This window comes from Erysipelatoclostridium sp. MSK.7.34 (genome assembly GCF_019041935.1).
Taxonomy (GTDB): Bacteria; Bacillota_I; Bacilli_A; order Erysipelotrichales; family Coprobacillaceae; genus Thomasclavelia; species Thomasclavelia ramosa.
Window position 1 is genome coordinate 88,947 of the sequence record NZ_JAHPYJ010000004.1, and the last position, 24,263, is coordinate 113,209.

General features: G+C 32.7%; 24 protein-coding genes. 4 read left to right on the forward strand and 20 right to left on the reverse strand.

The genetic code is table 11. From position 1 onward, the window contains the following. Position 1 precedes the first annotated feature (1 nt). From KTF99_RS04280 to KTF99_RS04305, 6 genes are all read right to left on the reverse strand, one after another. Positions 2–148: a hypothetical protein gene (locus KTF99_RS04280; RefSeq protein WP_003536998.1), complete on the reverse strand. Its 147-nt coding sequence runs from the start codon at positions 146–148 to the stop codon at positions 2–4. Between the two features lie 109 nt (positions 149–257). Further along, complete coding sequence (locus KTF99_RS04285) at positions 258–779, reverse strand: hypothetical protein (RefSeq protein ID WP_008793073.1); 522 nt, start codon at positions 777–779, stop codon at positions 258–260. Between the two features lie 74 nt (positions 780–853). Continuing rightward, a complete protein-coding gene (locus tag KTF99_RS04290; RefSeq protein WP_008793074.1) occupies positions 854–1,633 on the reverse strand; it encodes a Cof-type HAD-IIB family hydrolase in 780 nt (259 codons plus the stop codon). Positions 1,634–1,674: 41 nt separating this feature from the next. Further along, the gene (glgA, locus tag KTF99_RS04295) at positions 1,675–3,105 is read right to left on the reverse strand and encodes a glycogen synthase GlgA (protein ID WP_003536993.1); all 1,431 of its coding nucleotides are present in this window, start codon (positions 3,103–3,105) and stop codon (positions 1,675–1,677) included. After that, the gene (glgD, locus tag KTF99_RS04300) at positions 3,105–4,214 is read right to left on the reverse strand and encodes a glucose-1-phosphate adenylyltransferase subunit GlgD (RefSeq protein WP_003536992.1); all 1,110 of its coding nucleotides are present in this window, start codon (positions 4,212–4,214) and stop codon (positions 3,105–3,107) included. The genes glgA and glgD overlap by 1 nt, the downstream gene beginning before the upstream one ends. A 14-nt stretch (positions 4,215–4,228) precedes the next feature. Continuing rightward, the gene (locus KTF99_RS04305) at positions 4,229–5,353 is read right to left on the reverse strand and encodes a glucose-1-phosphate adenylyltransferase (RefSeq protein ID WP_003536989.1); all 1,125 of its coding nucleotides are present in this window, start codon (positions 5,351–5,353) and stop codon (positions 4,229–4,231) included. A 238-nt stretch (positions 5,354–5,591) separates the two neighbouring features. Here KTF99_RS04305 and KTF99_RS04310 point away from each other — a divergent pair, with 238 nt between their 5' ends. From KTF99_RS04310 to KTF99_RS04325, 4 genes are all read left to right on the forward strand, one after another. Beyond that, positions 5,592–6,011: a cell wall hydrolase gene (locus KTF99_RS04310; protein ID WP_003536987.1), complete on the forward strand. Its 420-nt coding sequence runs from the start codon at positions 5,592–5,594 to the stop codon at positions 6,009–6,011. A gap of 23 nt (positions 6,012–6,034) precedes the next feature. Then, positions 6,035–6,433, forward strand: coding sequence for a spore coat protein GerQ (gene gerQ / locus KTF99_RS04315; RefSeq protein WP_003536985.1), 399 nt, complete (start codon positions 6,035–6,037; stop codon positions 6,431–6,433). A 129-nt stretch (positions 6,434–6,562) separates the two neighbouring features. Further along, positions 6,563–8,383 (forward strand): asparagine synthase (glutamine-hydrolyzing), encoded by a 1,821-nt coding sequence (gene asnB, locus KTF99_RS04320; protein ID WP_008793077.1) that lies wholly within the window; start codon positions 6,563–6,565, stop codon positions 8,381–8,383. A gap of 84 nt (positions 8,384–8,467) precedes the next feature. Then, positions 8,468–8,860: a hypothetical protein gene (locus tag KTF99_RS04325; RefSeq protein WP_003536981.1), complete on the forward strand. Its 393-nt coding sequence runs from the start codon at positions 8,468–8,470 to the stop codon at positions 8,858–8,860. Between the two features lie 26 nt (positions 8,861–8,886). Here the strand turns inward: KTF99_RS04325 and KTF99_RS04330 are convergent, their stop codons facing one another. From KTF99_RS04330 to KTF99_RS04390, 14 genes are all read right to left on the reverse strand, one after another. Then, positions 8,887–10,056: a bifunctional folylpolyglutamate synthase/dihydrofolate synthase gene (locus KTF99_RS04330; protein WP_003536979.1), complete on the reverse strand. Its 1,170-nt coding sequence runs from the start codon at positions 10,054–10,056 to the stop codon at positions 8,887–8,889. Between the two features lie 107 nt (positions 10,057–10,163). Further along, a complete protein-coding gene (locus tag KTF99_RS17360; RefSeq protein WP_003536977.1) occupies positions 10,164–10,298 on the reverse strand; it encodes a hypothetical protein in 135 nt (44 codons plus the stop codon). A 129-nt stretch (positions 10,299–10,427) separates the two neighbouring features. Continuing rightward, positions 10,428–11,087 carry a uracil-DNA glycosylase gene (locus tag KTF99_RS04335; RefSeq protein WP_003536975.1) on the reverse strand — a complete coding sequence of 220 codons (660 nt, stop codon included), beginning with the start codon at positions 11,085–11,087 and terminating at the stop codon, positions 10,428–10,430. Further along, positions 11,077–11,907, reverse strand: coding sequence for a Cof-type HAD-IIB family hydrolase (locus tag KTF99_RS04340; RefSeq protein ID WP_003536973.1), 831 nt, complete (start codon positions 11,905–11,907; stop codon positions 11,077–11,079). The genes KTF99_RS04335 and KTF99_RS04340 overlap by 11 nt, the downstream gene beginning before the upstream one ends. Continuing rightward, positions 11,907–12,728 carry a Cof-type HAD-IIB family hydrolase gene (locus KTF99_RS04345; RefSeq protein ID WP_029481231.1) on the reverse strand — a complete coding sequence of 274 codons (822 nt, stop codon included), beginning with the start codon at positions 12,726–12,728 and terminating at the stop codon, positions 11,907–11,909. The genes KTF99_RS04340 and KTF99_RS04345 overlap by 1 nt, the downstream gene beginning before the upstream one ends. Positions 12,729–12,786: 58 nt before the next feature. Next, positions 12,787–13,563, reverse strand: coding sequence for an alpha/beta hydrolase (locus KTF99_RS04350; RefSeq protein ID WP_003536970.1), 777 nt, complete (start codon positions 13,561–13,563; stop codon positions 12,787–12,789). 44 nt (positions 13,564–13,607) lie between these two features. After that, positions 13,608–13,892, reverse strand: coding sequence for a septum formation initiator family protein (locus KTF99_RS04355; protein ID WP_008793080.1), 285 nt, complete (start codon positions 13,890–13,892; stop codon positions 13,608–13,610). Then, positions 13,844–14,272, reverse strand: coding sequence for a spore cortex biosynthesis protein YabQ (yabQ, locus tag KTF99_RS04360; protein WP_003536968.1), 429 nt, complete (start codon positions 14,270–14,272; stop codon positions 13,844–13,846). The genes KTF99_RS04355 and yabQ overlap by 49 nt, the downstream gene beginning before the upstream one ends. Then, positions 14,272–14,571, reverse strand: a complete 300-nt coding sequence (yabP, locus tag KTF99_RS04365) for a sporulation protein YabP (protein ID WP_003536967.1) — start codon at positions 14,569–14,571, stop codon at positions 14,272–14,274. Before yabP ends, yabQ begins: the two co-directional genes overlap by 1 nt. A gap of 49 nt (positions 14,572–14,620) precedes the next feature. Further along, positions 14,621–15,160: a GrpB family protein gene (locus KTF99_RS04370; protein ID WP_008793081.1), complete on the reverse strand. Its 540-nt coding sequence runs from the start codon at positions 15,158–15,160 to the stop codon at positions 14,621–14,623. A gap of 82 nt (positions 15,161–15,242) precedes the next feature. Next, positions 15,243–16,568 carry an MATE family efflux transporter gene (locus tag KTF99_RS04375; protein WP_003536965.1) on the reverse strand — a complete coding sequence of 442 codons (1,326 nt, stop codon included), beginning with the start codon at positions 16,566–16,568 and terminating at the stop codon, positions 15,243–15,245. 182 nt (positions 16,569–16,750) lie between these two features. Continuing rightward, the gene (locus KTF99_RS04380; protein ID WP_008793082.1) at positions 16,751–18,118 is read right to left on the reverse strand and encodes an aminopeptidase; all 1,368 of its coding nucleotides are present in this window, start codon (positions 18,116–18,118) and stop codon (positions 16,751–16,753) included. A gap of 98 nt (positions 18,119–18,216) precedes the next feature. Then, positions 18,217–19,998 (reverse strand): DUF885 domain-containing protein, encoded by a 1,782-nt coding sequence (locus KTF99_RS04385; protein ID WP_029481235.1) that lies wholly within the window; start codon positions 19,996–19,998, stop codon positions 18,217–18,219. A 108-nt stretch (positions 19,999–20,106) separates the two neighbouring features. Further along, the gene (locus tag KTF99_RS04390; RefSeq protein WP_217215465.1) at positions 20,107–24,168 is read right to left on the reverse strand and encodes a chitobiase/beta-hexosaminidase C-terminal domain-containing protein; all 4,062 of its coding nucleotides are present in this window, start codon (positions 24,166–24,168) and stop codon (positions 20,107–20,109) included. Positions 24,169–24,263 lie beyond the last annotated feature (95 nt).

Genomic DNA, 24,263 nt, shown 5'->3' on the forward strand with positions numbered 1-24,263 from the left:
ATTACCTCCATAAATAAAAAAGCATATTACTATCAGGACACCATTGTGTTCTTCCACCCGATAATAGATGCTTTAAGATTACTATTAACGCTAGTTCACGTTCTTTCTTTTCAAAAGACTCAGATAAGGGCAGTTCAATTATTTCCATTTAGCCGTTTCCACCATCAGGCTATCTCTATTAACTTCTAATAATCTACTTCGTTTACCTATAATTTAAATATATGTTTATCTTAACAAAATCATTCACGAAATACAACTTATTTACCTGTTGCCATAGAAAAACTCTGCAAATATACTGTCATATCTTTATCGTTATCCTCAAAATCATCTTTAGCAGCACGATATCCATAAATATAAGTATTATCATCACTAAAGTAAACTATCTCTTTGGCTCTAATTCCAGTATCACTATGAACAAATACATATTGATAAACATCAAGACCACTGTCTAAAACCGGTTTGGATACCTCAATCTCCGAAGCACCACTTTGCTCAATTTCACCAGTATATAATTCATCTTTATCTTCAACAACATTATCAGTTTCATCTTTAATTACTTTAAAATACAATGTGTTGTTGTCCTTAGAGAATTCTACTGTATCTGTATCAGTTGCATTTGCAGTAATCTCATAATTACTTGGATAATAAAAACTAACTCCATCATCAGTACTATACTTAGTTCCACTTTTTTCTAAGTTAACATCTTTATCCCGCGCGCCACAAGCTGTCACAAGACACAAGCATAAAGTTGTAACAAGTATTTTCATTATTTTTTTCATTACAACCACTCCTCTACTATCCCATTTTACACAACTCTCCAACCGATTACAACCTTATTTAGCCCACAATTATTTTATAATAAGCCAAAATATCGTAAAGCCGACACAATCCCATCATTGTCGACATTATCTGTTATGTAATCACACACTGCCTTTGTTTCTGCACAGCCATTTTCCATACAAATTCCCGTACCAACAAACTGGAGCATATCTATATCATTATGTCCATCACCAAAAGCCATCGTTTCCTCAACCTTGATTTTATAATGATCCAAGATAGCACTGATTCCTTCTTGCTTCCCACCTTGCTTGGGAATAATATCATAAGCTCCATCATGCCACTGAGTATATTTGCAATGTTGCGTTAAAGCTACCAGTTCTTCTATCTCCTCTTTTGTTACAAAAGGATCGATTTGATAAACATCATTAATCAAGGCTCGTGAAACATCTTTTTTCGGTGGTAATGAGGTATTGATTGCCGTCTGTGCAGCAACAACCAGATCATTAATTAAATTAATATACAAATCATCTCCTTCAACAAAACTACAAGCCAACTGATGTTTAGTTACATGATCAACGATTCTTTCTACATCTTTAGAATTAATGGGATTTTTATAAATAACCCCTTCCTGATTAAAACAATACCCTCCGTTCAATGTTAGGTAACCATCAAATGTAAATTGAGTATTTATCCCTAACTCATCTAATTCTAAATAGTGACGTCCACTTGCAATAAATAATTTGATTCCCTTTTCTTGAAGCTGTTTTAAAGCTGCTATTACACCCTCACTAAGCACTGATCTGCTTTTAGAAATCAATGTTCCATCTACATCAAAAAAAATTGCTTTTATCATACCTTCTCCTTTGGAAAGGAAAAGACAGATTGCTCTGTCTTTTATCCTATTAACGAATTAAATACTTTTAAATATTGGTCAGCGCTAGCATCCCAATCTAACTTTGCCTGCATTGCTCTAGTCATGATTCCTTTCCATGCCTCAGGATCTTCATCGTAAACCTTTAAAGCATAGTCAATTGTTTTCATCATTTCATGAGCGTTATAGTTTGCAAAACTAAATCCAGTTCCAGTATCAGCATATTCATCATATGGCTCAACGCTATCTTTTAAACCACCAGTTTCCCTTACGATTGGAATCGTTCCATATCGAAGAGACATCATCTGTGATAACCCACAAGGTTCAAATAACGATGGCATTAAGAACATATCACACCCTGCATAAATACGACAAGATAACCCAAAATCGTATTTTAACTGTAATGAAACAGTATCTTGGTGGTGATATGCGATTCCTTTTAAGGCATCTTCATAAACCTGATCACCGGCACCAAGAATCAAGATTTGAACCTTACGACTGCACATTTCACTAAATTGATTGATAATTAAATCTAATCCTTTTTGTTTAGTTAATCGTGTCACGATCCCAATTAGTGCAACATCTTTATCTTCAGGCAATCCCACTTCTTTTTGTAAAGCTAATTTGTTTACAATTTTATCTTTAAACACCGTCTCTAAATCATAATTTTTAACGATTTGAGGATCTGTTGCTGGATTAATTACATCATAATCAACACCATTTAAAATACCATACAAATCATATTTTCGCATTTCTAAGATATTTTGTAAACCTTCTCCATACTCTGGAGTTAAAATTTCACGTGCATAAGTTGGTGAAACAGTTGTAATAATATCACTATAGAAAATAGCTGCTTTCATCATATTTAAACATCCATCATTTCGACAATTACCATTATAGTATAAATAATTATCTAATCCAAATAACTCACTTAACAATTTAGGGTCAGCTTTTCCCTGGAAAGCAATATTATGAATTGTAAAGACGATTTTAATATTATCGTAATGTTCATAATAACAATATCTTTCTTTATATAACATCGCAATCATCGCTGTTTGCCAATCATGCAAATGAAGAACATCCGGCTTAATATCAAGATGAGAAATCAATTCAAGAACTGCAAAATCAAAATATGCAAATCTTTCATAATCATCATCATAGCCATACAAACCAGGTCTTCTAAAATATTGTTCATTATCAATAAAATAGAAACGTACCCCGTCTAATTCATAAGTAAACACACCACAATATACTTTTCGCCATCCTACCCAAATATCAAAACTAGTGACATATTCAATTTCATCAGCCAATTTCATATCTTGATACTTTGGCAGCACTACAATACTTTCAACACCTTTCTTTACCATCTCTTTTGGTAAAGAACCTAGGACATCTGCAAGCCCACCCGATTTGATAAACGGCGTCGCTTCAGATGTTGCAAATAAAACTCGCATTAAACCACATCTCCTTCTTTAATATACAATGGCGTAGTTGCGTCACCTTTTAAATTCAATTGCCGTTGTACTTTAGAAGTCTTATCCATAATTACATTTTCTAGATGCGCTCCTGGATTAACCACTGAACCTGAGAATAGAATACAATTTTTTACTACTGCACCGGTCCCAATTACTACATCACGTCCAATTATGCTATTTTCCACCGTCCCATTGATCATTGCTCCATTTGCAACAAATGATCTTGTTACATCTGATTCTGTTAAATATTTTGCTGGAGGTGTATCATTTGTGATTGTGTAAATCGGCCAGTTGCTTTTAAATACTGCTGATGACACATCTAAATCTAAGAACTCTAATGAATATTTATAATAATGTTCTAATGAATCAATGCAGCGTGCATAACCTTTATATTCATAAGCATTAATTTGTTTTTCATCACATAAATAACCCAGTACATCTTTTAAACTAAAGAATGAACTGATTTTTTGCGCCTGCTTCATTACTTTTAATAAAGTTTTTGTATTAATTACATAAGTTTCTAATGAAATACTACGATCTTTACGACTACCCTTATTACGTTCTACAGCCGTTACAACTTTATCTTTGATCGTTAAGCAATCACATCCAATATATGCTTCATTAGCATCATGAACTTTCTTATATACCATTGTAATTTCAGCACCGGTTTTTTCGTGATTTTCAATTACATCTTCATAATCCATTGTTGTTATGATATGTGCTGGAGCAATCACAACATAATCAGCCTTATTAGCTTCTAAAAAAGCGATATTTTCAATTAAATTATTAATATCATGATTATAATTAGGGTTATTGGCGTATTTTTCATTATATAATAATGAAACCCCACCAGCTTTAGAGTTAAAGTTCCAAGAATCACCATTACCTAAGTGTTTAAATAATGATCTTGGTTTTTTTTGAATCAATACTCCGACTGCATCAATTGTTGAATTTGACATATTAGATAATACGAAATCAATCAATGCATAACGTCCTAAAAAACTAACAGACGCTACTGGTCTTCTCTCTGTAAGACCGACAAAATCTACATCTGAGTGTAAATTAACTATACCAATTGCTTTTACCATCTCTATTTCCTCCCCTACTTATTATCACTAACCAAAGCAACTTCTTTAGCTTCTTTGTTGATCTTAGTTTTTGCACGAATAACTACACCTTCATCAACAATTGCTTTATACACTTCAGCGCCTTCTTCAACTAATACCCCTGGCATTAATACTGAATCAATAACTTTAGCCCCTTCACCAACATTAACGTTGTTGAATAAAACTGATCCTTCAACATTACCATTAACTAAACATCCTTGTGTAATCAAAGAATTTTTAACTTTAGCTTGATCCCCGATAATTTGTGGTTTTCCTAAAGTATCTTCAGTATAGATCTTCCAATCTTTCTTGATGTTATATAAATCAAGATCTTTATCTTTTAACAAGTCCATGTTAGCCTGCCATAAGCTTTCAACAGTTCCAACATCTTTCCAATATCCATCAAATTCATAAGCATATAATTTCTTGTTATCATTTAACATGTCAGGAATAATGTTCATTCCAAAATCATGTTTACTATCTTCTTTTTTGGCATCTGCAATTAAATATTTTCTTAATTGCTTATAAGTAAAGATATAAATCCCCATTGATGCTAATGTAGATTTTGGTTTTTCTGGTTTTTCATCGAATTCATAAATAGTTCCATCTTCATAAGTATTCATGATTCCAAAACGGCTTGCTTCTTTTAATGATACATTTAATACAGCGATAGTGGCATCAGCTTTACGTTGTTTATGAGCTGTAAGCATTTTATCATAATCCATTTTATAAATATGGTCCCCAGATAAAATCAAAACATATTCTGGATCATATTGATCGATAAAGCTAATGTTTTGATAAATAGCATCAGCCGTTCCAGCATACCAGGTTGCTCCTACTTCACCACGTTCACGAGCCGGTAAAATTGCAGCTAGTGATTGTTTTCCATCAAGTCCCCATTTAGTTCCGGCACCAACATAAGTACCTAACAATACAGATTCATATTGCGTAAGCACCCCAACAATATCAATCCCCGAATTAGCGCAGTTACTTAAAGGAAAGTCAATAATACGATATTTACCTCCAAAGTGTACTGCTGGTTTAGCTACTTTAGCTGTTAGGGCTTCTAGACGTGTTCCACGTCCACCAGCTAAAATCATTGCGACAATCTCTCTTCCCATTTTTAAATACCTCCTTGTCTAATGTAAGCGCTTTACCTATAATTTAATTCTACCATAAATTAGAAATAAATTCGAGATTAATTATACGAAATATAATTATTGTATCTTGTCATATATTATACTCTCATTTATTTTTTTAATAAAATGATATCATAATTTTTATCCCCGCAATTTTCCCTAAATTCAAACAACTATCATTTTTTATAAATAACTGCATATATTATAACGGGGTGATAATTTGGCACGAATTAAATACTCAACCGAAGAAGTCGATTTACTAGCGCGGCTTATTAAATCTGAAGCTTTAGGTGAAGGAGAACAAGGTATGCTATTAGTTGGTAATGTAGTTATCAATCGCGTTGTTGCAAACTGTGATGTTTTTCGAAACACCCGAACCATCACTGAAGTAGTCTACCAAAAGAATGCTTTTTCCGGGGTCGGAACCCCACTCTTTAACGAACCAGTCAACGAACTGCTTCGGCAAATTGCATTACGCTGTATTAACGGCTATCGAAATGAACCGGCAACTAATGCCCTATGGTTTAAAAATCCCGGTACCAATGTCGCTTGCCCAGAAAAATTCTATGGCAATTTATCCGGTCGCTTTAAACAACACTGTTTTTATAACCCAGGCTTAAAATTAAATTGTGATTTATAAAAAATTATACGAGGAGATCGATTATGGATTATTTTAATGACTTAAACCCTTATTTAGTACGGCAGGATCCAGCTCCAGCTGAAACCCCTGATACTACCCCAACGCCAGCTCCGGCCCCTACCCCTAACCAAACCCCAGGAACACCTTCTACACCTTCAGTAACTCCAGCACCAGTTATTGATCAAGCATATGTTGAAAATATTTTACGGATCAACGTTGGGAAATTAGGTACCTTTTACTTTACGTATACCGGCAGCAATGAATGGCGGGACAGAATCTTTAAAGGTATTATTGAACAGGCGGGACGAGATCATTTTATTCTTCACGATCCCAAAACCGGCAAACGCTACTTATTACAATTAGTCTATCTTGAATGGGCTGAATTTGATGAAGCGCTTAATTATCAATATCCATATCAATAAGGACTAAGTCCTTATTGATTCTTATTTATTCTTAATTTTTTCTTATCTATCTTAGCATTATTTAATAAAGCTTAACTTTTACCCATTTCTATTATTTAAAGCATATAATGCCACCATGGAGGTATTTATATGTGCGGAATTATTGGATATACTAATAACGTTTCCAACAATCAAAGCGTTATTGAAAATATGTTACAAAAAATTAGTCATCGCGGACCAGATGATCAAGGATACTATCAAGATAGTAAAATCACATTAGGGATGCGACGTTTAAGTATCATTGATTTAGACAGCGGTAACCAGCCTTTATTTAATGAAGATAAATCATTGATTCTCGTTTTTAATGGTGAAATATACAACTATCAAGTCTTACGAGCAAAACTCATCTCTTTAGGTCATACTTTCACGACTAATAGCGATAGCGAAGTAATCATCCACGGATACGAAGAATACGGTAATGATATTGTTAATCATTTACGAGGAATGTTTGCTTTTGCCATCTACAACATACATACTAAGGCGCTTTTTATAGCGCGCGATATTTTTGGAATTAAACCATTATTTTATACAATTGTTAAAAATGAATTAGTTTTTGCTTCAGAGATCAAAGCATTGTTTGAATATCCTGGAGTTGAAAAAAAATTTAACGAGCAGTGCCTTTCAAGCTATTTAGCTTTTCAATATAATCCTTTAACAGAAACATTTTACCGAGGCATCTTTCAACTCTTACCAGCTCATTATCTTGAATTTACTGATAATCTAAAACTAACCCATTACTTTAAATTCAATTATAATCTTGATGATAATTTAAAAGAAACCGATGCCCTCAATATGCTTGAATCAACGCTGAAAGATTCAATCAGCCACCATCGCCTAGCAGATGTTGAAATGGGTTCTTTTCTATCTGGAGGTATCGATTCTTCTTACTTAGCAGCAAACAGCCAAGTAAAAAAAACTTTTAGTGTCGGCTTTGAAGATCATCGTTGTAACGAACTCCCTTTAGCCCGAGAATTATCTCAATATTTAGATATTGAAAACTATCAAAAAGTAATTACCAAAGATGAATTTTGGCATACTATCCCTACTATTTTAAATATTCTTGATGAACCAGTTGCCGATCCTTCGATCATCCCACTCTATCATTTAACTAAATTGGCTAGTCAACATGTAAAAGTAGTATTATCAGGAGAAGGCGCTGATGAATTATTCGGAGGTTATAATATCTATCAAACCCCCCTGACCCTAGCCCCAACGAAAATAATTCCTTTCTTTCTTCGTAAAGGTCTTAAAAATATTTTAATAAAGACCAATTATGAATTTAAAGGTAAACAATATTTAATCCGAGCTGGACAAAAGATAGAAGAACGATTTATTGGAAATGCATTTATTTTTCAAAACCATGAGCTAAAAAAACTAATTAAACCACAATGGCCTATATACCCACCACAAGTTTTAACAAATGCTTACTACCGTGATGTTGCAAAAAAAGATGATATCACTAAAATGCAGTATATTGATTTAAACTTTTGGCTACGGGGCGATATTTTGCGTAAAGCTGATCATATTTCCATGGCTAATTCACTTGAAGTGCGAGTACCCTATCTAGATAAAGAAGTATGGGCTATTAGTTCCATTTTACCAACAAATTTGCGGGTCAACAAAAAAGCAACTAAGTATATTTTTCGAAAAATGGCAGCAAAATCCCTTCCTCTTCAAAATAGTGAACGAAAAAAACTTGGTTTCCCTGTTCCCTTAAATGAATGGATCAAAGAAGAACAATATTATCAGCCTATTAAAGAACTCTTCAACAGTAAAAGTGCTCAAAAATATTTTAATTGTGACTATTTAAATTATCTTCTTGATGAACATTATCAAGGAATTCACAATAATGCGCGAAAAATTTGGACCGTCTATATTTTTCTAACTTGGTATAATCGTAATTTTGACTAAGAAGATTTTATCTTCTTTTTCTATGCTTTTTCATCTTATCTCTCTTTCAAGAATGCATAAGTTATATTAGAAAGGAGGGAAATAATGAATTGTCTAAAAAAACAATTATTAATCATTAGTTTTGCACTTATTGTTGCAATTGCTATATTTTTAATATTTGGTAGTTCAATTTATATCAATCAGATTTTCTTTATCATCAATGCATTCCTCGGTATCTTTGGACTCGTCAGTATCTTAATCAGCGAAGCTTTAACCCCGCCAAATAACGCTTATACTTGTTGCGGTAATCTAGCTACGCTCGGCAGTAGTGGCTTAATCCTAATTTCTCTATTAGCAATTATCATTGAAGCCTATGCTTATACAAGTGTTATTAGCCTAATTCTCGCTGGGAGTTTTTTCTTCTTAGTTTTGATGCTAGGCGGTATATGGTGCTATCTCAACCTTCGCAATCACTGTCATCGTAACTATTATTGTTGACAAACAAAAAGGCAGGTAAATTTGAATCATACCTGCTTTTCAATTAAATTATTTTGAAGATATTTACGGACCGTGCTAATAAAATGTAACGAGCCTGTAATAATTAAATGATCATATAGATCAATATTATTTTTAATTGCTTCTTTAAAATCAATTCCCTCTAATTGTAGCCGTTCATCTGCAAATGTTGCTTGAATCAATGGATATTCACTTAATAAAGCTTCCATTTGTTCAATATCTTTATCCCCCAAAGCACTGAAGATAACTAATGCCTTTTTTATTTGTTGATCATGTAATGTCTTAATTAGTGCCTTGATTCCATCGATATTATGTGCCCCATCTAAATAAATCTTTCCAAACTTTTCAAATCGGCCTGGCCAGCTAAATCCATCTAAAGCTCGTTGTACTAAGGAATGATCTAACTCAATCAAATAGTCACATACATTAATCGCCAATGTCGCATTAGCAACCTGATAACTACCACAATTACTTAACTGGTAATCATAACCTAAACAGCTAAAATGATAAGGATATCGATAATCACAATCTATCTCCACACTAACTACTTGACTATTTTTAATTTCAGCTGCAGCTTTAAAAATATCAATCAAATCATTATTTATTTCGCTAGTAAAACAAGTTTGTTCAGGTTTAATGATTCCAGCTTTATGATGAGCTATTTGTGCTAAAGTATCACCTAACATAAACTGATGATCATAACCGATATTAGTTATCACACTGCAAACACTATCAATTACATTAGTTTTATCATTTAATCCCCCGATTCCTGTTTCAATAATTCGATAATCTAGTTCTTCTTCATCAAAATAACGCAACATGATCAAAATATCAATTTCAAACATCGATAATTGTTCGCTTTCAATAATCTCAACAAGACTGTTAATAATCATCAGCAGTCGTTCATCACTTATCATTTCCCCATTAATACAAATACGATCATTATGACAAATAAGATATGGTGATGTAAATGTTCCCACACGATACCCATGTTCAACCATAATATCTTTAATAAAATTAGTTGTTGAACCTTTACCATTAGTTCCAGCTATATGAATAATATTTTTTTGGTAAATGTTAAAGCCATATTTTTTAATTGTCTCTTTAAACTGTTCCAAGGTCCGCTTAGTTCGCTTTGACTCTATATACACTAGCGCACTTTTAATATCATTAAACATTATTTTCTCCTCTGCAAGTAATTTAACTTATTCTAATACAATTTATCTATAATGACAAATAAGGATTCAAAATAAAAGGACTTCTTTTACGAAATCCCTCTTTTATCTTATAATTGAATCTTTTTTTTGAGCCGTTTAACAAACCACACCATTCCTACAACTGCAACAAATATTCCAAGTCCCCAAATAACCAATGTTCCAGCACTAACCGGTGCCCAAATAATCCCAATACCACTATTCATTTTAGTCCCCTCCTTTTTTCACTTTTAATTATAACGTATTTAATATATTTTTTTAATGAATCCTATAACGATTAAGAAAACTTAAGAAAAAGGTTGCCTTTATCAGTATAATTACTGATAAACCAACCTTTAAATATTATCAATTTGCCAATCAATCATTGGCATTCCATTCCTAATCAAAAATTCATTTGCCTTACTAAAAGGATGTGAACCAAAGAATCCCCGATGTGCTGATAGTGGAGAAGGGTGCGCACTCTCTAAAACCAAATGACGTGAAGTGTCGATATATTGTTTTTTAGCACGGGCATTATTTCCCCATAAAATAAATACTAGCGGCTTTTGGCGTTTATTTAAAGCTTTAACAATATTTAAAGTAAAAGTTTCCCAACCTTTACCAGAATGACTATTAGCCCGCCCTTCTTCAACTGTTAACACATTATTAAGCAACAAGACTCCTTGCTTAGCCCATTTTGTGAGATCTCCATGATTAGGAATCATTGTTCCTAAATCATCTTGTAACTCTTTATAAATATTAACCAAACTTGGGGGAATCCGAACCCCCGGATAAACACTGAATGCCAATCCATTTGCCTGATGAAGTTCATGATAAGGGTCTTGTCCTAAAATAACTACTTTAACATTTTCATAATCACAAAGATTTAAAGCTCTAAAAATATTTTCTTTTGGGGGAAAAATCGTTTTATGTAAATATTCATTTTCAACAAACTGATGTAGCTGCTTATAATAATCTTGTTGAAACTCAATTTCAACAATATCTTTAAATCTCATTAAAAATAAATTTCTCAATCAATTCTGCCACAACACCTTCGTTGTTGTTAGCATTTGTTGTATAATCACATGCAGCTTTAACATCATCTACAGCATTGTTAGCAGCGACTGATAAGCCCGCCACTTTTAACATTGCCATATCATTATAATTATCACCAACAGCAATCGTTTCTTCAATAGCGATGCCTAATTTATTTGCTAAATCAATCAATCCTTGTCCTTTATCCACCCCAAGAGCATTGAATTCCATGTAACGATTTGATGAATAACTAACCGCACAATGTCCATCAGTAATTGGTTTTAACCCCTCTTCTAAACTCATTAAATAAGGAACATCAACATTTTGATACAAAATCTTAGAAATTGGTGTATCCTTTAAAAAATCAACACTATTAACTTCAGGATATACCGCTTCTAACTTTTGATTTTTAATTCTTTGGCGTTCCGATTCACTTAAATTAAACACATATAAATTATCAGGCGTATAAACATGGATACAAACATCAAAATTTAATCCTGCTTCAAAAATTTCTTTCATCTTACTAAACTCTAAACCTTTGAACTCAATAATACGATTATTTTTATTTTCTGTTAAAGCTCCACCATTAAAAGAAATTACATATTCACCCTCAAGGTCATATAATTGTAATTCTTTTAACTCTGGTTGAATTTGCATAAATCCTCGTCCTGTAGCTGGAACAAATTTCACGCCATATTCTTCTCGGGCTCTTTTGATTGCTGCGACATTTTTCGCTCCAACCAAATGCTCATCATTTAATAAGGTTTCATCTAAATCACATGCTATTAGTTTATATCCCATTATTCTGCCTCCAATACAAATTTTTCTATTACTTCTTTTACTGCTCCTTGATCATAATCAACTTCAGTGACATACTGCGCTAATTCCTTAATGTCATCAGTCGCACATGTTACACATACCCCTAACTTAGCCGCTTTAATCATTTCAACATCATTATAATTATCACCAATTGCAATTGTTTCATTAATATCGATGCCTAAATAATTAGCTAGCCAGCGCAACCCAAAACCTTTATCAATTCCAATCGCATTAAATTCTAAATAACGCCCTGAAGAATAACTAGCACAAGCTTTTCCTTCAATCATTTCACTGACTTCCACTTCAATCGACTTTAAATACGGCATATCTCTTTTTTCATACAAAATCTTTGCTATCTTTTCATCTTTCAAGTCATCCATATTGTATTCATCAATAACAACGAACGGTGCCTTTTGATCCGTTTTACGCTGTACCTCATCAGGATCAGCATTATAAATATAACACATATCAATTGTGAAAATAAGTACACAAACATCAAAATCTCGAGCCTTTTCAAAAAGCATTTTAGTTGTTTCAAACGATATTCCCTCAAAATTTAAGATACGATCATTTTTATTTTCTACAATCAATGCCCCATTAAAACAAATTGAATATTCACCTTCTTGATCATATGCATCGATTTCCTTTAAAATCTCCGGAATCATATTATAAGCCCGCCCTGTAGCTGGAACAAATTTTAATCCTTTTTTACGAGCAGCTTTGATTGCTTCAACATTAAATTCTGGTACGTGATGCTTTACCAATAAAGTCTCATCTAAATCTGACAACATTAATTTATACATAAAATATCCTCCAATACTTTAATAATAGCATAAATTATTAAAACCTCGAATTATTTTCTTATTTGTAAAATAGGTCCATAAAAATCGGCACTCGTTGACGCCATTCATACTCATTGTGACCAGCTTCTTCAAAGAACCGTCCTTCGATCCGATTACTTTTCTTAATAAGCTCATTGTATATTGTCTCATTACTCTCATAGTAGATACGGCTCATCTCTTCATCACCATTACCTTCATTACCACCTAGATCAAGATAAAAACATTGCGTAGCACTTAAATCACTCCGATGGATCAAATCAATAAGTTCATCCATATAAAACCAATATGCACTAGATAGCGATGCCGTCTTTTTAAAAATATGGGGATATTTTAATCCTGCATAAGTTGTAATGATTCCACCCATTGAACTACCAACCATCGCACTATCTTCAACAATCGTAGGGAAATGAGTATCAATATAAGGTTTTAACTGCTTAATAATAAAGCGTAAATACTTGTCCCCTTCACCACCAATTTCTAAACTATCATCACCATATTCCATCATTAAAATTTCTTTACCAATTCGCCATGGTCCATACTCATCTTCACGTTTATTTAAACGGTTATTGCAGGGAATCGCCACCATGATAACATCTAAGTTCTGCGCTTGAACATAATCATAAAATCCCCAACTAATTTTCATATATGAAGTCTCATCAAAAAAAGCATTTTGACCATCATTTATGTACAAGACCGGATAACGCTTATTACTAGTTTCATAATCATCAGGTACATAAATTGTGATTTTACGCTTTCTTCGCAATGATCTCATATACATATTCTCTTCTATAAACATAAATTACCTCCAATAAATAATAAAAATAAGCACAAAGTGCTTATTTATTCTACGCCCGGAATGATCGCTACTTGTTCACCTTCACGCGTGAAAACATAATTTTCACGTGCGTAACGAGCTACGTAATCATCATCATTCAATAAACTGATCTCATTTTCTAAAGCTTTTTTTTCTTTTTCTACTGCTTTCTTTTCCTTTTCCAAAACCGCAATTTCATCTTGACGCTGGAAGACAGTTATGGCGCTATTAAATAAAGTCAACATCAAGCCGCAGCCTATAATCATGTAGGCAAATCCTTTGACGGTTTTATAAACTTTTCTTTTAGCCATTTTACCACCCTCTTCATGCGTTTTATTATACCACTTATTTTCCTAAAAATGAATATTATCGGTCTTAAAAGATATTTTAACATACTTACAATTATTTCAATCAAAAAAAACATATAATAGCTATAATAATTAAGATAGAGAACATATCCAATTACCATACTAATAATAAAATATATTCGAACGACCCCATTATTAATAACTAACAGACCAAGATAATAGAGATACCCAAAAATAATACCAATAACAATCTGTAAAATGAGTCGAAAAATGCGTTTGTGGTATTTATAAAACAAACGATTGATGAGACTGTAAATAAAAGTGAAAGTGAAACCAAAAACCAGTGAATAACTAATTCCTTGAATTTGTTTTACTAAGTCCATTATTTAAGCAGTTTATTAAAAACACTGTCTTTTCCTTTTTGATTCTTTTTATTTGAAACATAGGAAATAGCATCAATGTTGCCTTTAATACTAACCTCACATTTTTCTTGGTCTAACCTTGTCAACGATAATTCGGTCCCCGTAATATTTAAAAAACCTAATGATGTTTCAATTAAAAATTCTAGCGAATCAAAACTTTCAATGTTTTTCACACCTGTTAATTCAATATTTTTACGGTCTTTTAAATAAACATTATGATAAGGTGTGTGTTCAAAACGAATACTGTTATTATTATCCATATTATTACCTCCACTAATTAATATGCTGATTAGTGGAATTAAGAACTATTTATATCTGTTCGACATCTTTATGACGATACCATTTTAACGCTCTGGTTTGTATTTCTTTTGTAAAAGCTTCTTTACCCTTTTTATATTTTTTGATATTATCAGGATATTTTTTAGCTAATGAAAGCTTCAATTCACCATACTCCCTAGCAATATCAGGATTATCTTTTAAATAATCATAAAAAGAAATCAGCAATTCAATTTTATCATGACTTCTTTCATCAAATGCATGAACATGGATTGAACCATCGCTTTTATAATAAAAACGTCGACCTGAAATCCCGTCCTCCCCACAACATTCATAGTCTTCTTTTTTAAATAAAGGATCTAACTGATCTAATTTATTTATGTCTTCAACGATGATCAAAATATCAATGATCGGTTTAGCAACTAATCCAGGAACTGCAGTTGAACCAACATGTGTAATTGTAATTAATTCATCTAAAACGATATTGCGAATCACATTTGCTTCCAGCGCATACTTACGAGGCCAATCTTCATTATACGGAACCACTTCAACTTTTACCACAATTTTCACCATCCTTAATCCCATTATAGCATGACTTCTCCAGTTTAAAAATAGTTCTTTTTATCAACATTTTTGATAACTAAAACCGGATTCATCAATCCCCCAGTTTAGTCCGTTTATAGCTAATATACAGTAATAAAGCAGCTCCAGTCCAAGCAACAATTTCTGCATAATAAATTCCTTCCTGCCCCATAAACAGTGGTAAGAAAAGTGCTATTCCTACACGCATCAATAATTCTACAATTCCAGAAAACATTGGAATAACTGTATTTCCCAATCCCTGTAAAGCATTTCGATAAGTATGTAATATATATAAGATCGGTAGGCAGACCGCCATAATAAACAAGTAGTGATAAGCAACCTCAAGAACCGCATTAATTTCATTTTGACTTCCTGATACAAATAAAGTTAAAATATTTCGGCCAAAAACAATCATAATAAGAGCGATTATTAATGAAGTAACAAGTGATATTAATGCTGAAGCATTAACACCTTCTCGAACCCGTTGATATTCAAGAGCTCCATAGTTTTGCGCATTATAAGTAGTTAAAGCATAACCAAAAGAAATAGCAGCTGTTTCAAGTAAACCATATAATTTATTCGTTGCAGTAAAGCCGGCTACAAAAATAACTCCATAACCATTCACCACAAATTGAACGATCATCCCACCAATTGAAATAATTCCGTTTTGCAAGGCTAAAGGAAGCCCTAATTTTACTAATTCAAAAATTAAATGCCGCTGAATTTTAAAGTGTTCAGACTTTAAGCTAAAAATGCTTTGTTTATATAAAACCAGTAAACAAAATAAGCTGGCAAATAGCTGAGCTAATATTGTTGCGATCGCAGCTCCAGCTATTCCCAAATGAAAAACACAGACAAATAACAGATCCAGCCCCACATTTAATGAAGCTGCAATTACCATTGCAAGTAATGGTGTTTTACTATTCCCAAAAGCCCGTAGAACACATGATAGCAAATTATACATCAAAGTAATTGTCACACCACCAGCCATCACTCGTAAATAAGCAATTGCCCCTTGAATAATATCATTAGGTGTTTGTAAGAGTTTGAGAATTGGAATGATTATCAGCTCACCACTAATCGTTAAAAGTAGTGCAATTACAAGACAAGCAATAACAATATTACCAATTGTTTTAGAAATTCCCTCATGGTTATTTGCACCATATAAATTAGCGACTTTAATCGAGAAGCCCTGTGCGAACCCCATAACAACACTAAGGAGCATCCATTGGATCCAGCCTGCAGCCCCCATACTAGCTAAAGCTTTTACCCCTAAAAATTGCCCAACAATAATCGTATCTACGATTGTATAAAACTCTTGTAAAATATTTCCTAACATCAGCGGCATAGAAAACATCAAAATCAATTTTAGGGGATTACCCTGAGTCATATTTTTCATCCATTCCACCTCCAAGCCTAAAACATTATAACTAAAATTACAATTCCTGCAAGTCTTTTTCTAAGCAAGAAAATGGTTTAATAAACGGGCAACTTTCTATAACTTATCACTGTTATCTGCAATTATCTTATGGTTTATCATCTTTAGTTCAAATCCAAAAATAAAAGATATCCGAAGATATCTTAAATTTGTTTCAAGAATGTGCGATATGCTAGATAAGCTTCATATACATCCACTTTACTAACAATTTCCATTGGTGCATGCATATTTAACACTGCTACTCCTGCATCTATTACATTCATATTATAATTTCCAAGGATATAAGCGATTGTTCCCCCACCACCTTGATCAACTTTACCTAATTCTGCTGTTTGGTAATAAATATTATCATCATCTAAGATTTTTCTAATTTCTGCCATATATTCAGGATTAGCATCATTAGAACCACTTTTACCACGAGCTCCAGTATATTTATTAAAAACTATTCCCTTACCTAAATATGCAGCATTTTTCTTATCGTTAACACTTAAATACAATGGATCAACTCCAGCGCTAACATCACTTGATAACATTTTTGAATTAGCCATGGCTTTTCTTGTTTTAACGAAACTATCTGTTCCTTGTTTCAACAATAATTCGCTAACCGTATTTTCAAAGAATAAAGACTGTGCCCCAGTTGCTCCAACACTTCCTATTTCTTCTTTATCTACTAAAATACAGCAGCTTGTATAATCAGGCATTTCCATATCTAAAATAGCCATTAATGATGTATAAGCACAAACACGATCGTCATGCCCATAACCAGCAACCATACTACGATCTATTCCATAGTCACGAGCTTTCCCACTAGGTACGATTTCAATTTCCGCACTTAAAAAATCTTCTTCATCAAAATCATATTTATCTTTTAGAATTTTTAAAACATTTGCCTTTACAGCATCTTTTTCATGATCCTTTAAAGGAATACTTCCAAAAGTAACATCTAGGTCTTCTCCTTCAATTACTTTCGCACCATCTTTTTTCAATTGATCAGCAGATAAATGAACTAACAGGTCACTAATTCCAACGACTGGATCATTTTCATCTTCACCAATATTTACATTTATCACAGTACCATCTTTTTTTACTACAACACCTACCATTGACAGTGGAATAGTTACCCATTGATATTTTTTTACCCCACCATAATAGTGTGTATCAAGCATTGCAAACCCTTCACTTTCATATAAAGGGTTTTGTTTAAGATCCATTCTTGGTGAATCAATATGAGCACCTAAGATTCGCATTCCATCTTCTAGCGGTTTTTTCCCAATAACAAATAAAGCAATATTTTTTTTCATATTAGTAACATATACTTTATCACCCGGTTTTAAAATATCTACCTCATTTAACTCTTTATATCCATGTGCCATTGCCAGTTTAACAGTTTCACTGACACATAACCGTTCTGTTTTACCTTTGGTAATATAATTTTTATAACCTTCATTAAAAGTCATAATATCATTAATTTGTTCATCATTATACTTTTCCCAAGCAAGTTTTCCGTACATATATACATCTCCTTTTCTTATGATACATATAGTATACCAATTTTTTCCAACTTACAATCATAATACTCTAACTGTTTTTTAGATTCATATAAAATCTTTTATTTAGCACTCTTAATATAAGCTGCTACATTTCTTTCAACAACTGTAAAAGGTGCATTTCCACTCTTTAAAATTGCCTCATGAAATTTCTTATCATTGAACTTATCACCCAATTTATTTTGAGCTGTTTCTTTTAAAAGCATAAATTCTTCATAACCAACATAATATGGCTCAAACGCAGCCGGATTAGCTTGCAATTGTTTATATTGAGTTTTTAAACTGTCCTCCTCTAGATTAATACCCTTTTCAGAGATAAAGTCACTAAAATCATCAAGTGACCATCCCTCATAATGAATTCCAATATCACAAAGAATCATTATATCATAACTTGCTAATTCATTTTCCTTAAGCGCTTCTAATACATTTTTATCAATGCCTGTTAGATATTTATATGCATAAAATTGGGCATATACCGCATATCCTTCTGTATAAGCACTTGAATTAGCTAAAGCCTTTTGATATGGGGATTGAATATTTTCATACATATATGCATACTGATACATATGTCCCGGATAACCTTCATGGGCTACTGTTGAAAAAGTATCAAGATCTGATACCTCACCAGTCGATGGATTGACCCGTAATTGTTTTATACCGTTACCATCCAAAGGCGGAATATTAAAATATGCTGCGACGCCAGAAGAAGATGCTATTTCTTCATTAATATCCCTAATATTATAAGATAAACTACTAACACTAGGAAAATCTTCAAACAGTTGAGCACTAATATCATCTAGAATTTCATCATAACTAGTATACTTTGTAGTTGGTATTTCACCACCACTAGTAAGAAATTCTCTAACACTAGCATTTTTAATCACATTCTCCTGAAGCTTGGAAATATGTTTGTCTAAACTGTCTTCCATTAATTCTTTTATTTCCATTACTGATTTATCAGAACCAACGGCATTTTGCAATAACAGTTCATAATATTCTTTTCCATTTTTAAACTTGACTAATCCTTCTTCATTATTGCCGGTTAGACTTACTTCATCCATTAAATCTTTAACAGCTTGATAAGCAGGAATAAAAGAAGAATTAAAAGCTGTTTTTAATTGCTCTTTATATGCATTGCCAACACTCTCTTCTAAATTTAAAGTATCTATATTTTTATTTATATCAGATAAAATTAAACTATTTTCACCACTTTTAATCACATTATCACAATACTCTCTAACCGCATCAACATCTATCATTAGCAAATCACGTTTTGCCTGTTCTTTGGTATAGTCAATAGCTCCTTGTAAATATGGTAAGACATCATTCACTAAACTAATAATATCCTTTACGTCTTGTTCATTTCTAAGCGACCAGTCAGCTAACATAGTAGGAATCTGATAATGTATTCCAGAAATACTCTCAAACAATTGTTGATAATAATCAAATTTATCATCGCTCATTTCACGAGCTAGATTATTTTGAAATTCATAAATATCATAAGTATCCTGCTGTTCTTTAGTTAGTTTTGAACGCTCGAACTTCTTAAACTCCGCCCACGAATCAGCATCTTTCTTCTCCTGATTTCTCATGCTTTCTTCATCTAATCGCACCCCTAGATTTACTGTTAACTTTGAAATATCAACATCAAAATTCTCAGGATGTTCTAAAAAAACATGCGCAGTTGTATAATCACTTTCCATTGTTTCAATAAATTGTCTTTCAATAAATCGATCAAAACTCGCTCGTTCATCTTTGTTGTTAGTATCTGCTGTACAGCCACTCAAAGATATTATCATTACTAATGATAATAATAGTAATGATATTCGTTTTAATATTCGCATAAATTGCCTCCTCATTGTGCCATATATTTATTATAACGTTTCTTTAAATACATAACCATGCATTATATCAAAAATAGTAACGAGAATTTATCTCGTTACTACCTCTAATTAAATTTCTTTTCTTCTTTTCAATAAGATAACACCTGCTATCATTGATAATCCTAAAATCATTAAATCACCAATAATATTTTCATTATCCCCTGTTTTGACCGGCTTATTTACTGAAACTTCTGATTTTGATGAATCTGGTTTTTCAACCACATCAGGATCAATAACTGTTTCTTCTTTAACCGTAATTGTAAAAGCTGCTTCACTTATATTACCTGCTTTATCACTAGCTTCTACTGTTACTGTATATACCCCTGCTTTACTACAATCAAAATCAGTTGTAATATCTGCTTTCGCAATATCAATCACACCATCTTGATCATCCTTAATAAATAAGTCGAGGATTTCACTTACTGTTGCTTTTACACCAACCATAACAGCCGCATCATTACCTTCTATTACCGGAGCAATCAAATCACTACTTACTATTTTAAAATGTTTACTTAATACATCAGCAATACTAGTATTTCTCGTAAAGTCAAAATTTGACCATTTTGCTTTAACTGTTTCAAAATCATCAGTATTAATATTCACATTGGTACTGTCATTTTTAGGCATTGTGTACATTCCCCAGCTGCTATTTGCTCCAGCAACCTTATATGTCCAACTTGTATATGACCAGCCTTGTTCATCAAAAACACTTAAACCATATTCCCAACTATCCATATTTGTAAAGAAAGTGAACTCACCAACAAAAACCGGTACATTATAATTAGTATCTTCATTTACATATTTTATTTTACTATTAATAAAAGCTTTTTGATATTCTAAATTATTAATATCATCCCATCCATAGAAATGATATTGATAAACAACATTTTCCCAGCCATATAATGTTGGAGCTGGTAGGTGCGTTGGTTCCCAAATTGCTTGAATTTGAATGATATGATCTTGATCAATTGCTCTTACTGCCTTATAAATACGATCATACACTTCAAACTGTTCAGTACCTAATGCTCCACCTGGTTCATTTAATAAATCATAACCAGCAACCCACTCATTTCCATTGTAACGAGCTGCAATTGCTTCCCACAATTTAATTGTTTTTTGAATATTTTCTTCTTTTCCAAAAAAATCACCTTGATCAGGATAAGTAATATCACCGGAATGATCTTTACCATTTTGTGAGCCAAATGCACCATGCATATCAATCAATGTATAGATTCCATGTTTAGCTGCTTCTTCTATAAACCAATCTAAACGATCAAATGCAGTCTCTTTAAGCGTTCCGTCTAAATTAGCCATCTCAAAATAAGTGATTGGTAATCTAAGACAATTTACTCCTTCTTCTTTTAAAGTTATAAAATCAGCTTCTGTAAACCAATTATCTTGATAAGTATTAATTAACTCCCAAGCTTTTGCTTCACCAAAACGTTTTGTAAATGTTTCCAGCATTGTTTTTTGATCTGGTGCGCTAGTTGGACATTGCCATTCTTCCATAACGAGCCAGCCACCAACATTAGTTCCTTTTAATTGAATTTTTTTTCCAGCACCATAATTATTACGAATTACTTTTCCATCTGTTTTTAAGAAATTTGAAGCTTCTTGATTAACTTTAATTTCATTTACAGTTATCTCACTAATACCATTTTTTGTTACTGTAATTGCTTTGACCACAGTATCTTGTTTAACATAAAACGGTTCCTTAAACTCCATACTGTCCCTAGAAGGTATTGAGCCATCCACTGTATAATAAATCTTACTATCCTGAGTATCGCTGCTCATTGACACTAACTGCCTTTGACCATAAGTACCACTACCTGGCGTAATCACTGGGGCCTTAGCTTCAGTAATCGGATTAATTATATATGTGTGATTTGTAACCACACCAATATCATTACTATTTTTATATGTTGCTCCAACAGTAAAAGTTGTATTTTCACTAACCCGTAGCGGTTGAGTATAATGATTTGATGCCACTGTTGGAACGCTGCCATCTGTTGTATAATAAATTTCTACTTGATCATTATTTGGAACTCTAAATTCCACCACTACTGAACCATCATAAGTTCCCGCTGGTTTGTCAGCTTGAACAGCTACTGGCGCAATAATATAATCTAATGTTGTTACTGCACTTGTTTTACCATCTCGTTCAGCAATTGCTTTAACTGTCATTGATTTACTAATTGTAAGAGGCTGATCATAGCGTGATGAAGTCAGACTTGGAACACTGCCATCTGTTGTATAATAAATATTCGCATCAATATCACTAATTAATTCAACCGTCTTACTACTAGTAAATTTAGTTTCCGGAATGCTCGCTGTAACTTCGGATGGCACTGTTGGGTATTGATATTTAAATGTCATTACATTTCCAGCACTATCACCTTGATAAGTTACCGCCTTAAGCACGGTAGTTTCACCTATAGAAATTGGCGTTGTATATTTAGAACTTGTTTTTGAAGGAGTCGACCCATCAATCGTATAATAAATAGCAAGATTATCTTCATTACTTAATGTTACTTTAATTGGTTTTGTATACTTTCCTGCTACTTTATCAGCTTTAACATCACTAGGGATATTTGTATCTTTTATATATGCTAATTCCACTACTTCACTATATTTTCCATTATCAAAACTAACTGTTTTGAGTGTTGTTGTTTTAGATAATTCTATTTCACCGCTATATTTAGTACTATCAACATTTGGGGTACTTCCATCCATTGTATAATACATTGGTGCATTGTTATCATTTTTTAAAGTTACTGCTAACCTATCTTTAAAAATATAACCATCGCTTATATTGGCTTCCGGTTTAGTCGGTACTAAACTTGGCAATCCCGAATATAAATAATTATCAAAATAAATATCATCTAGATAATATGTTCCTGCGTTCCATTCACCAATTCTAATTCCCGCTATTTTAGTTTTATCGATCTTATTAAAATCAGATACTTTGATACAATATTGGACCCATTTATCCTTTGTTGTACTTGGACTTCGCCATCCAAAATCTGACTCCTTTCCATCAGTATCAATCAATGATACTTGAAGGGTGTTACTTCCTTGGGTATCTTTGGTATAGAAAATTAAATATTTTAAATCTGCCGCATTAACAGCATGATTAAAATCAATTTTTATACTTCCTTTACTAGTACTAGCGGCTTCACTCTTAGTTTTTACATATTTTAGACTTTGTTCACCACTATGTTTTTCATTTGTAACAATTGTTCCCGATGCCCCATTAGCTGCACTAAAATTATTTTGGTCTTCAAATGTTTGAACAACTACAGGTGTATAAATCCGATTATCTTGATGATCAATAATATAATCAAATTCATAAACTTCACTAATATTTTGATTATCGACTACAATTGCCTTTAAAGTCATAGACTCATCGATTGTAAGACTATTGCTATATTTAGTACTGCTAATAGTTGGCTGACTTCCATCAACTGTATAATAGATTGATTGTCCTTCTCCAGCCGTAAGGGTAACTTCAAAACTATCATTATATGTACCTGTGTTTTTACTTGCACTTAATTTTAAATCTTTAGCCAAGACATCTGTAAATTGAACATCATCAATTAAATAACTACCTTTATTCCATTCACCGATAACAACACCAGTAATCTTACTTAAATCAATATTTTTAAATTGATCTAAAGATACAGATAATTGACTCCATTTACCCGCCGTTACATTCCCTGTCCAGTTGCCACTAGTAGCATTACCACTGGCATCAATTAAATGGACTTTAGCACTATTCGTTCCATTGTCTTTGATCCAAAAAGTTAAATACTTGTAGTTTGAAACATCGACTGATGTCTCTTTTGTTATTACCAAACTACGTTCACTAATACTAGGATCACCACTATTGGCAAGCTCTAGTTTAGCTACTAATTTTCCCGTTCCTGTTGCAAATCCCTCAATAAAACTAACCGCCGCATTGTTTGATCCGTCAACATTTGAATCATTACCTTCAAAATCCGCAAATACCAATGGTTCTTTATAATTGGACTCATTTAAGGCAAAAATTCCTGTCGGTACGAAACTTAACAGCATTGCTATAATAATTGCAATCGAACCAGCTTTTTTAATTTCTCTAATTACTCTCTTCATAGTTCCCTCCATTTAATAGAATGATTATAATTCATTGGTATAAATAAAGTTTATACTATATCATTATAAATGTAAAGGCTTTCTTTGTGCACTGC

Bases quoted from the DNA above. Each gene is read 5' to 3' on its own strand.
- asnB (WP_008793077.1), top strand. From the start codon at position 6,563: ATGTGCGGAATTATTGGATATACTAATAACGTTTCCAACAATCAAAGC.
- KTF99_RS04325 (WP_003536981.1), top strand. From the start codon at position 8,468: ATGAATTGTCTAAAAAAACAATTATTAATCATTAGTTTTGCACTTATT.
- glgD (WP_003536992.1), bottom strand. From the start codon at position 4,214: ATGGTAAAAGCAATTGGTATAGTTAATTTACACTCAGATGTAGATTTT.
- KTF99_RS17360 (WP_003536977.1), bottom strand. From the start codon at position 10,298: ATGAATAGTGGTATTGGGATTATTTGGGCACCGGTTAGTGCTGGAACA.
- KTF99_RS04330 (WP_003536979.1), bottom strand. From the start codon at position 10,056: ATGTTTAATGATATTAAAAGTGCGCTAGTGTATATAGAGTCAAAGCGA.
- KTF99_RS04385 (WP_029481235.1), bottom strand. From the start codon at position 19,998: ATGCGAATATTAAAACGAATATCATTACTATTATTATCATTAGTAATG.
- KTF99_RS04285 (WP_008793073.1), bottom strand. From the start codon at position 779: ATGAAAAAAATAATGAAAATACTTGTTACAACTTTATGCTTGTGTCTT.
- KTF99_RS04355 (WP_008793080.1), bottom strand. From the start codon at position 13,892: ATGGCTAAAAGAAAAGTTTATAAAACCGTCAAAGGATTTGCCTACATG.
- KTF99_RS04340 (WP_003536973.1), bottom strand. From the start codon at position 11,907: ATGGGATATAAACTAATAGCATGTGATTTAGATGAAACCTTATTAAAT.
- KTF99_RS04280 (WP_003536998.1), bottom strand. From the start codon at position 148: ATGGAAATAATTGAACTGCCCTTATCTGAGTCTTTTGAAAAGAAAGAA.
- KTF99_RS04305 (WP_003536989.1), bottom strand. From the start codon at position 5,353: ATGGGAAGAGAGATTGTCGCAATGATTTTAGCTGGTGGACGTGGAACA.
- KTF99_RS04390 (WP_217215465.1), bottom strand. From the start codon at position 24,168: ATGAAGAGAGTAATTAGAGAAATTAAAAAAGCTGGTTCGATTGCAATT.
- yabQ (WP_003536968.1), bottom strand. From the start codon at position 14,272: ATGGACTTAGTAAAACAAATTCAAGGAATTAGTTATTCACTGGTTTTT.
- KTF99_RS04380 (WP_008793082.1), bottom strand. From the start codon at position 18,118: ATGTACGGAAAACTTGCTTGGGAAAAGTATAATGATGAACAAATTAAT.
- gerQ (WP_003536985.1), top strand. From the start codon at position 6,035: ATGGATTATTTTAATGACTTAAACCCTTATTTAGTACGGCAGGATCCA.
- KTF99_RS04350 (WP_003536970.1), bottom strand. From the start codon at position 13,563: ATGTTTATAGAAGAGAATATGTATATGAGATCATTGCGAAGAAAGCGT.
- KTF99_RS04335 (WP_003536975.1), bottom strand. From the start codon at position 11,087: ATGAGATTTAAAGATATTGTTGAAATTGAGTTTCAACAAGATTATTAT.
- KTF99_RS04290 (WP_008793074.1), bottom strand. From the start codon at position 1,633: ATGATAAAAGCAATTTTTTTTGATGTAGATGGAACATTGATTTCTAAA.
- glgA (WP_003536993.1), bottom strand. From the start codon at position 3,105: ATGCGAGTTTTATTTGCAACATCTGAAGCGACGCCGTTTATCAAATCG.
- yabP (WP_003536967.1), bottom strand. From the start codon at position 14,571: ATGGATAATAATAACAGTATTCGTTTTGAACACACACCTTATCATAAT.
- KTF99_RS04345 (WP_029481231.1), bottom strand. From the start codon at position 12,728: ATGTATAAATTAATGTTGTCAGATTTAGATGAGACTTTATTGGTAAAG.
- KTF99_RS04370 (WP_008793081.1), bottom strand. From the start codon at position 15,160: ATGGTGAAAATTGTGGTAAAAGTTGAAGTGGTTCCGTATAATGAAGAT.
- KTF99_RS04375 (WP_003536965.1), bottom strand. From the start codon at position 16,568: ATGAAAAATATGACTCAGGGTAATCCCCTAAAATTGATTTTGATGTTT.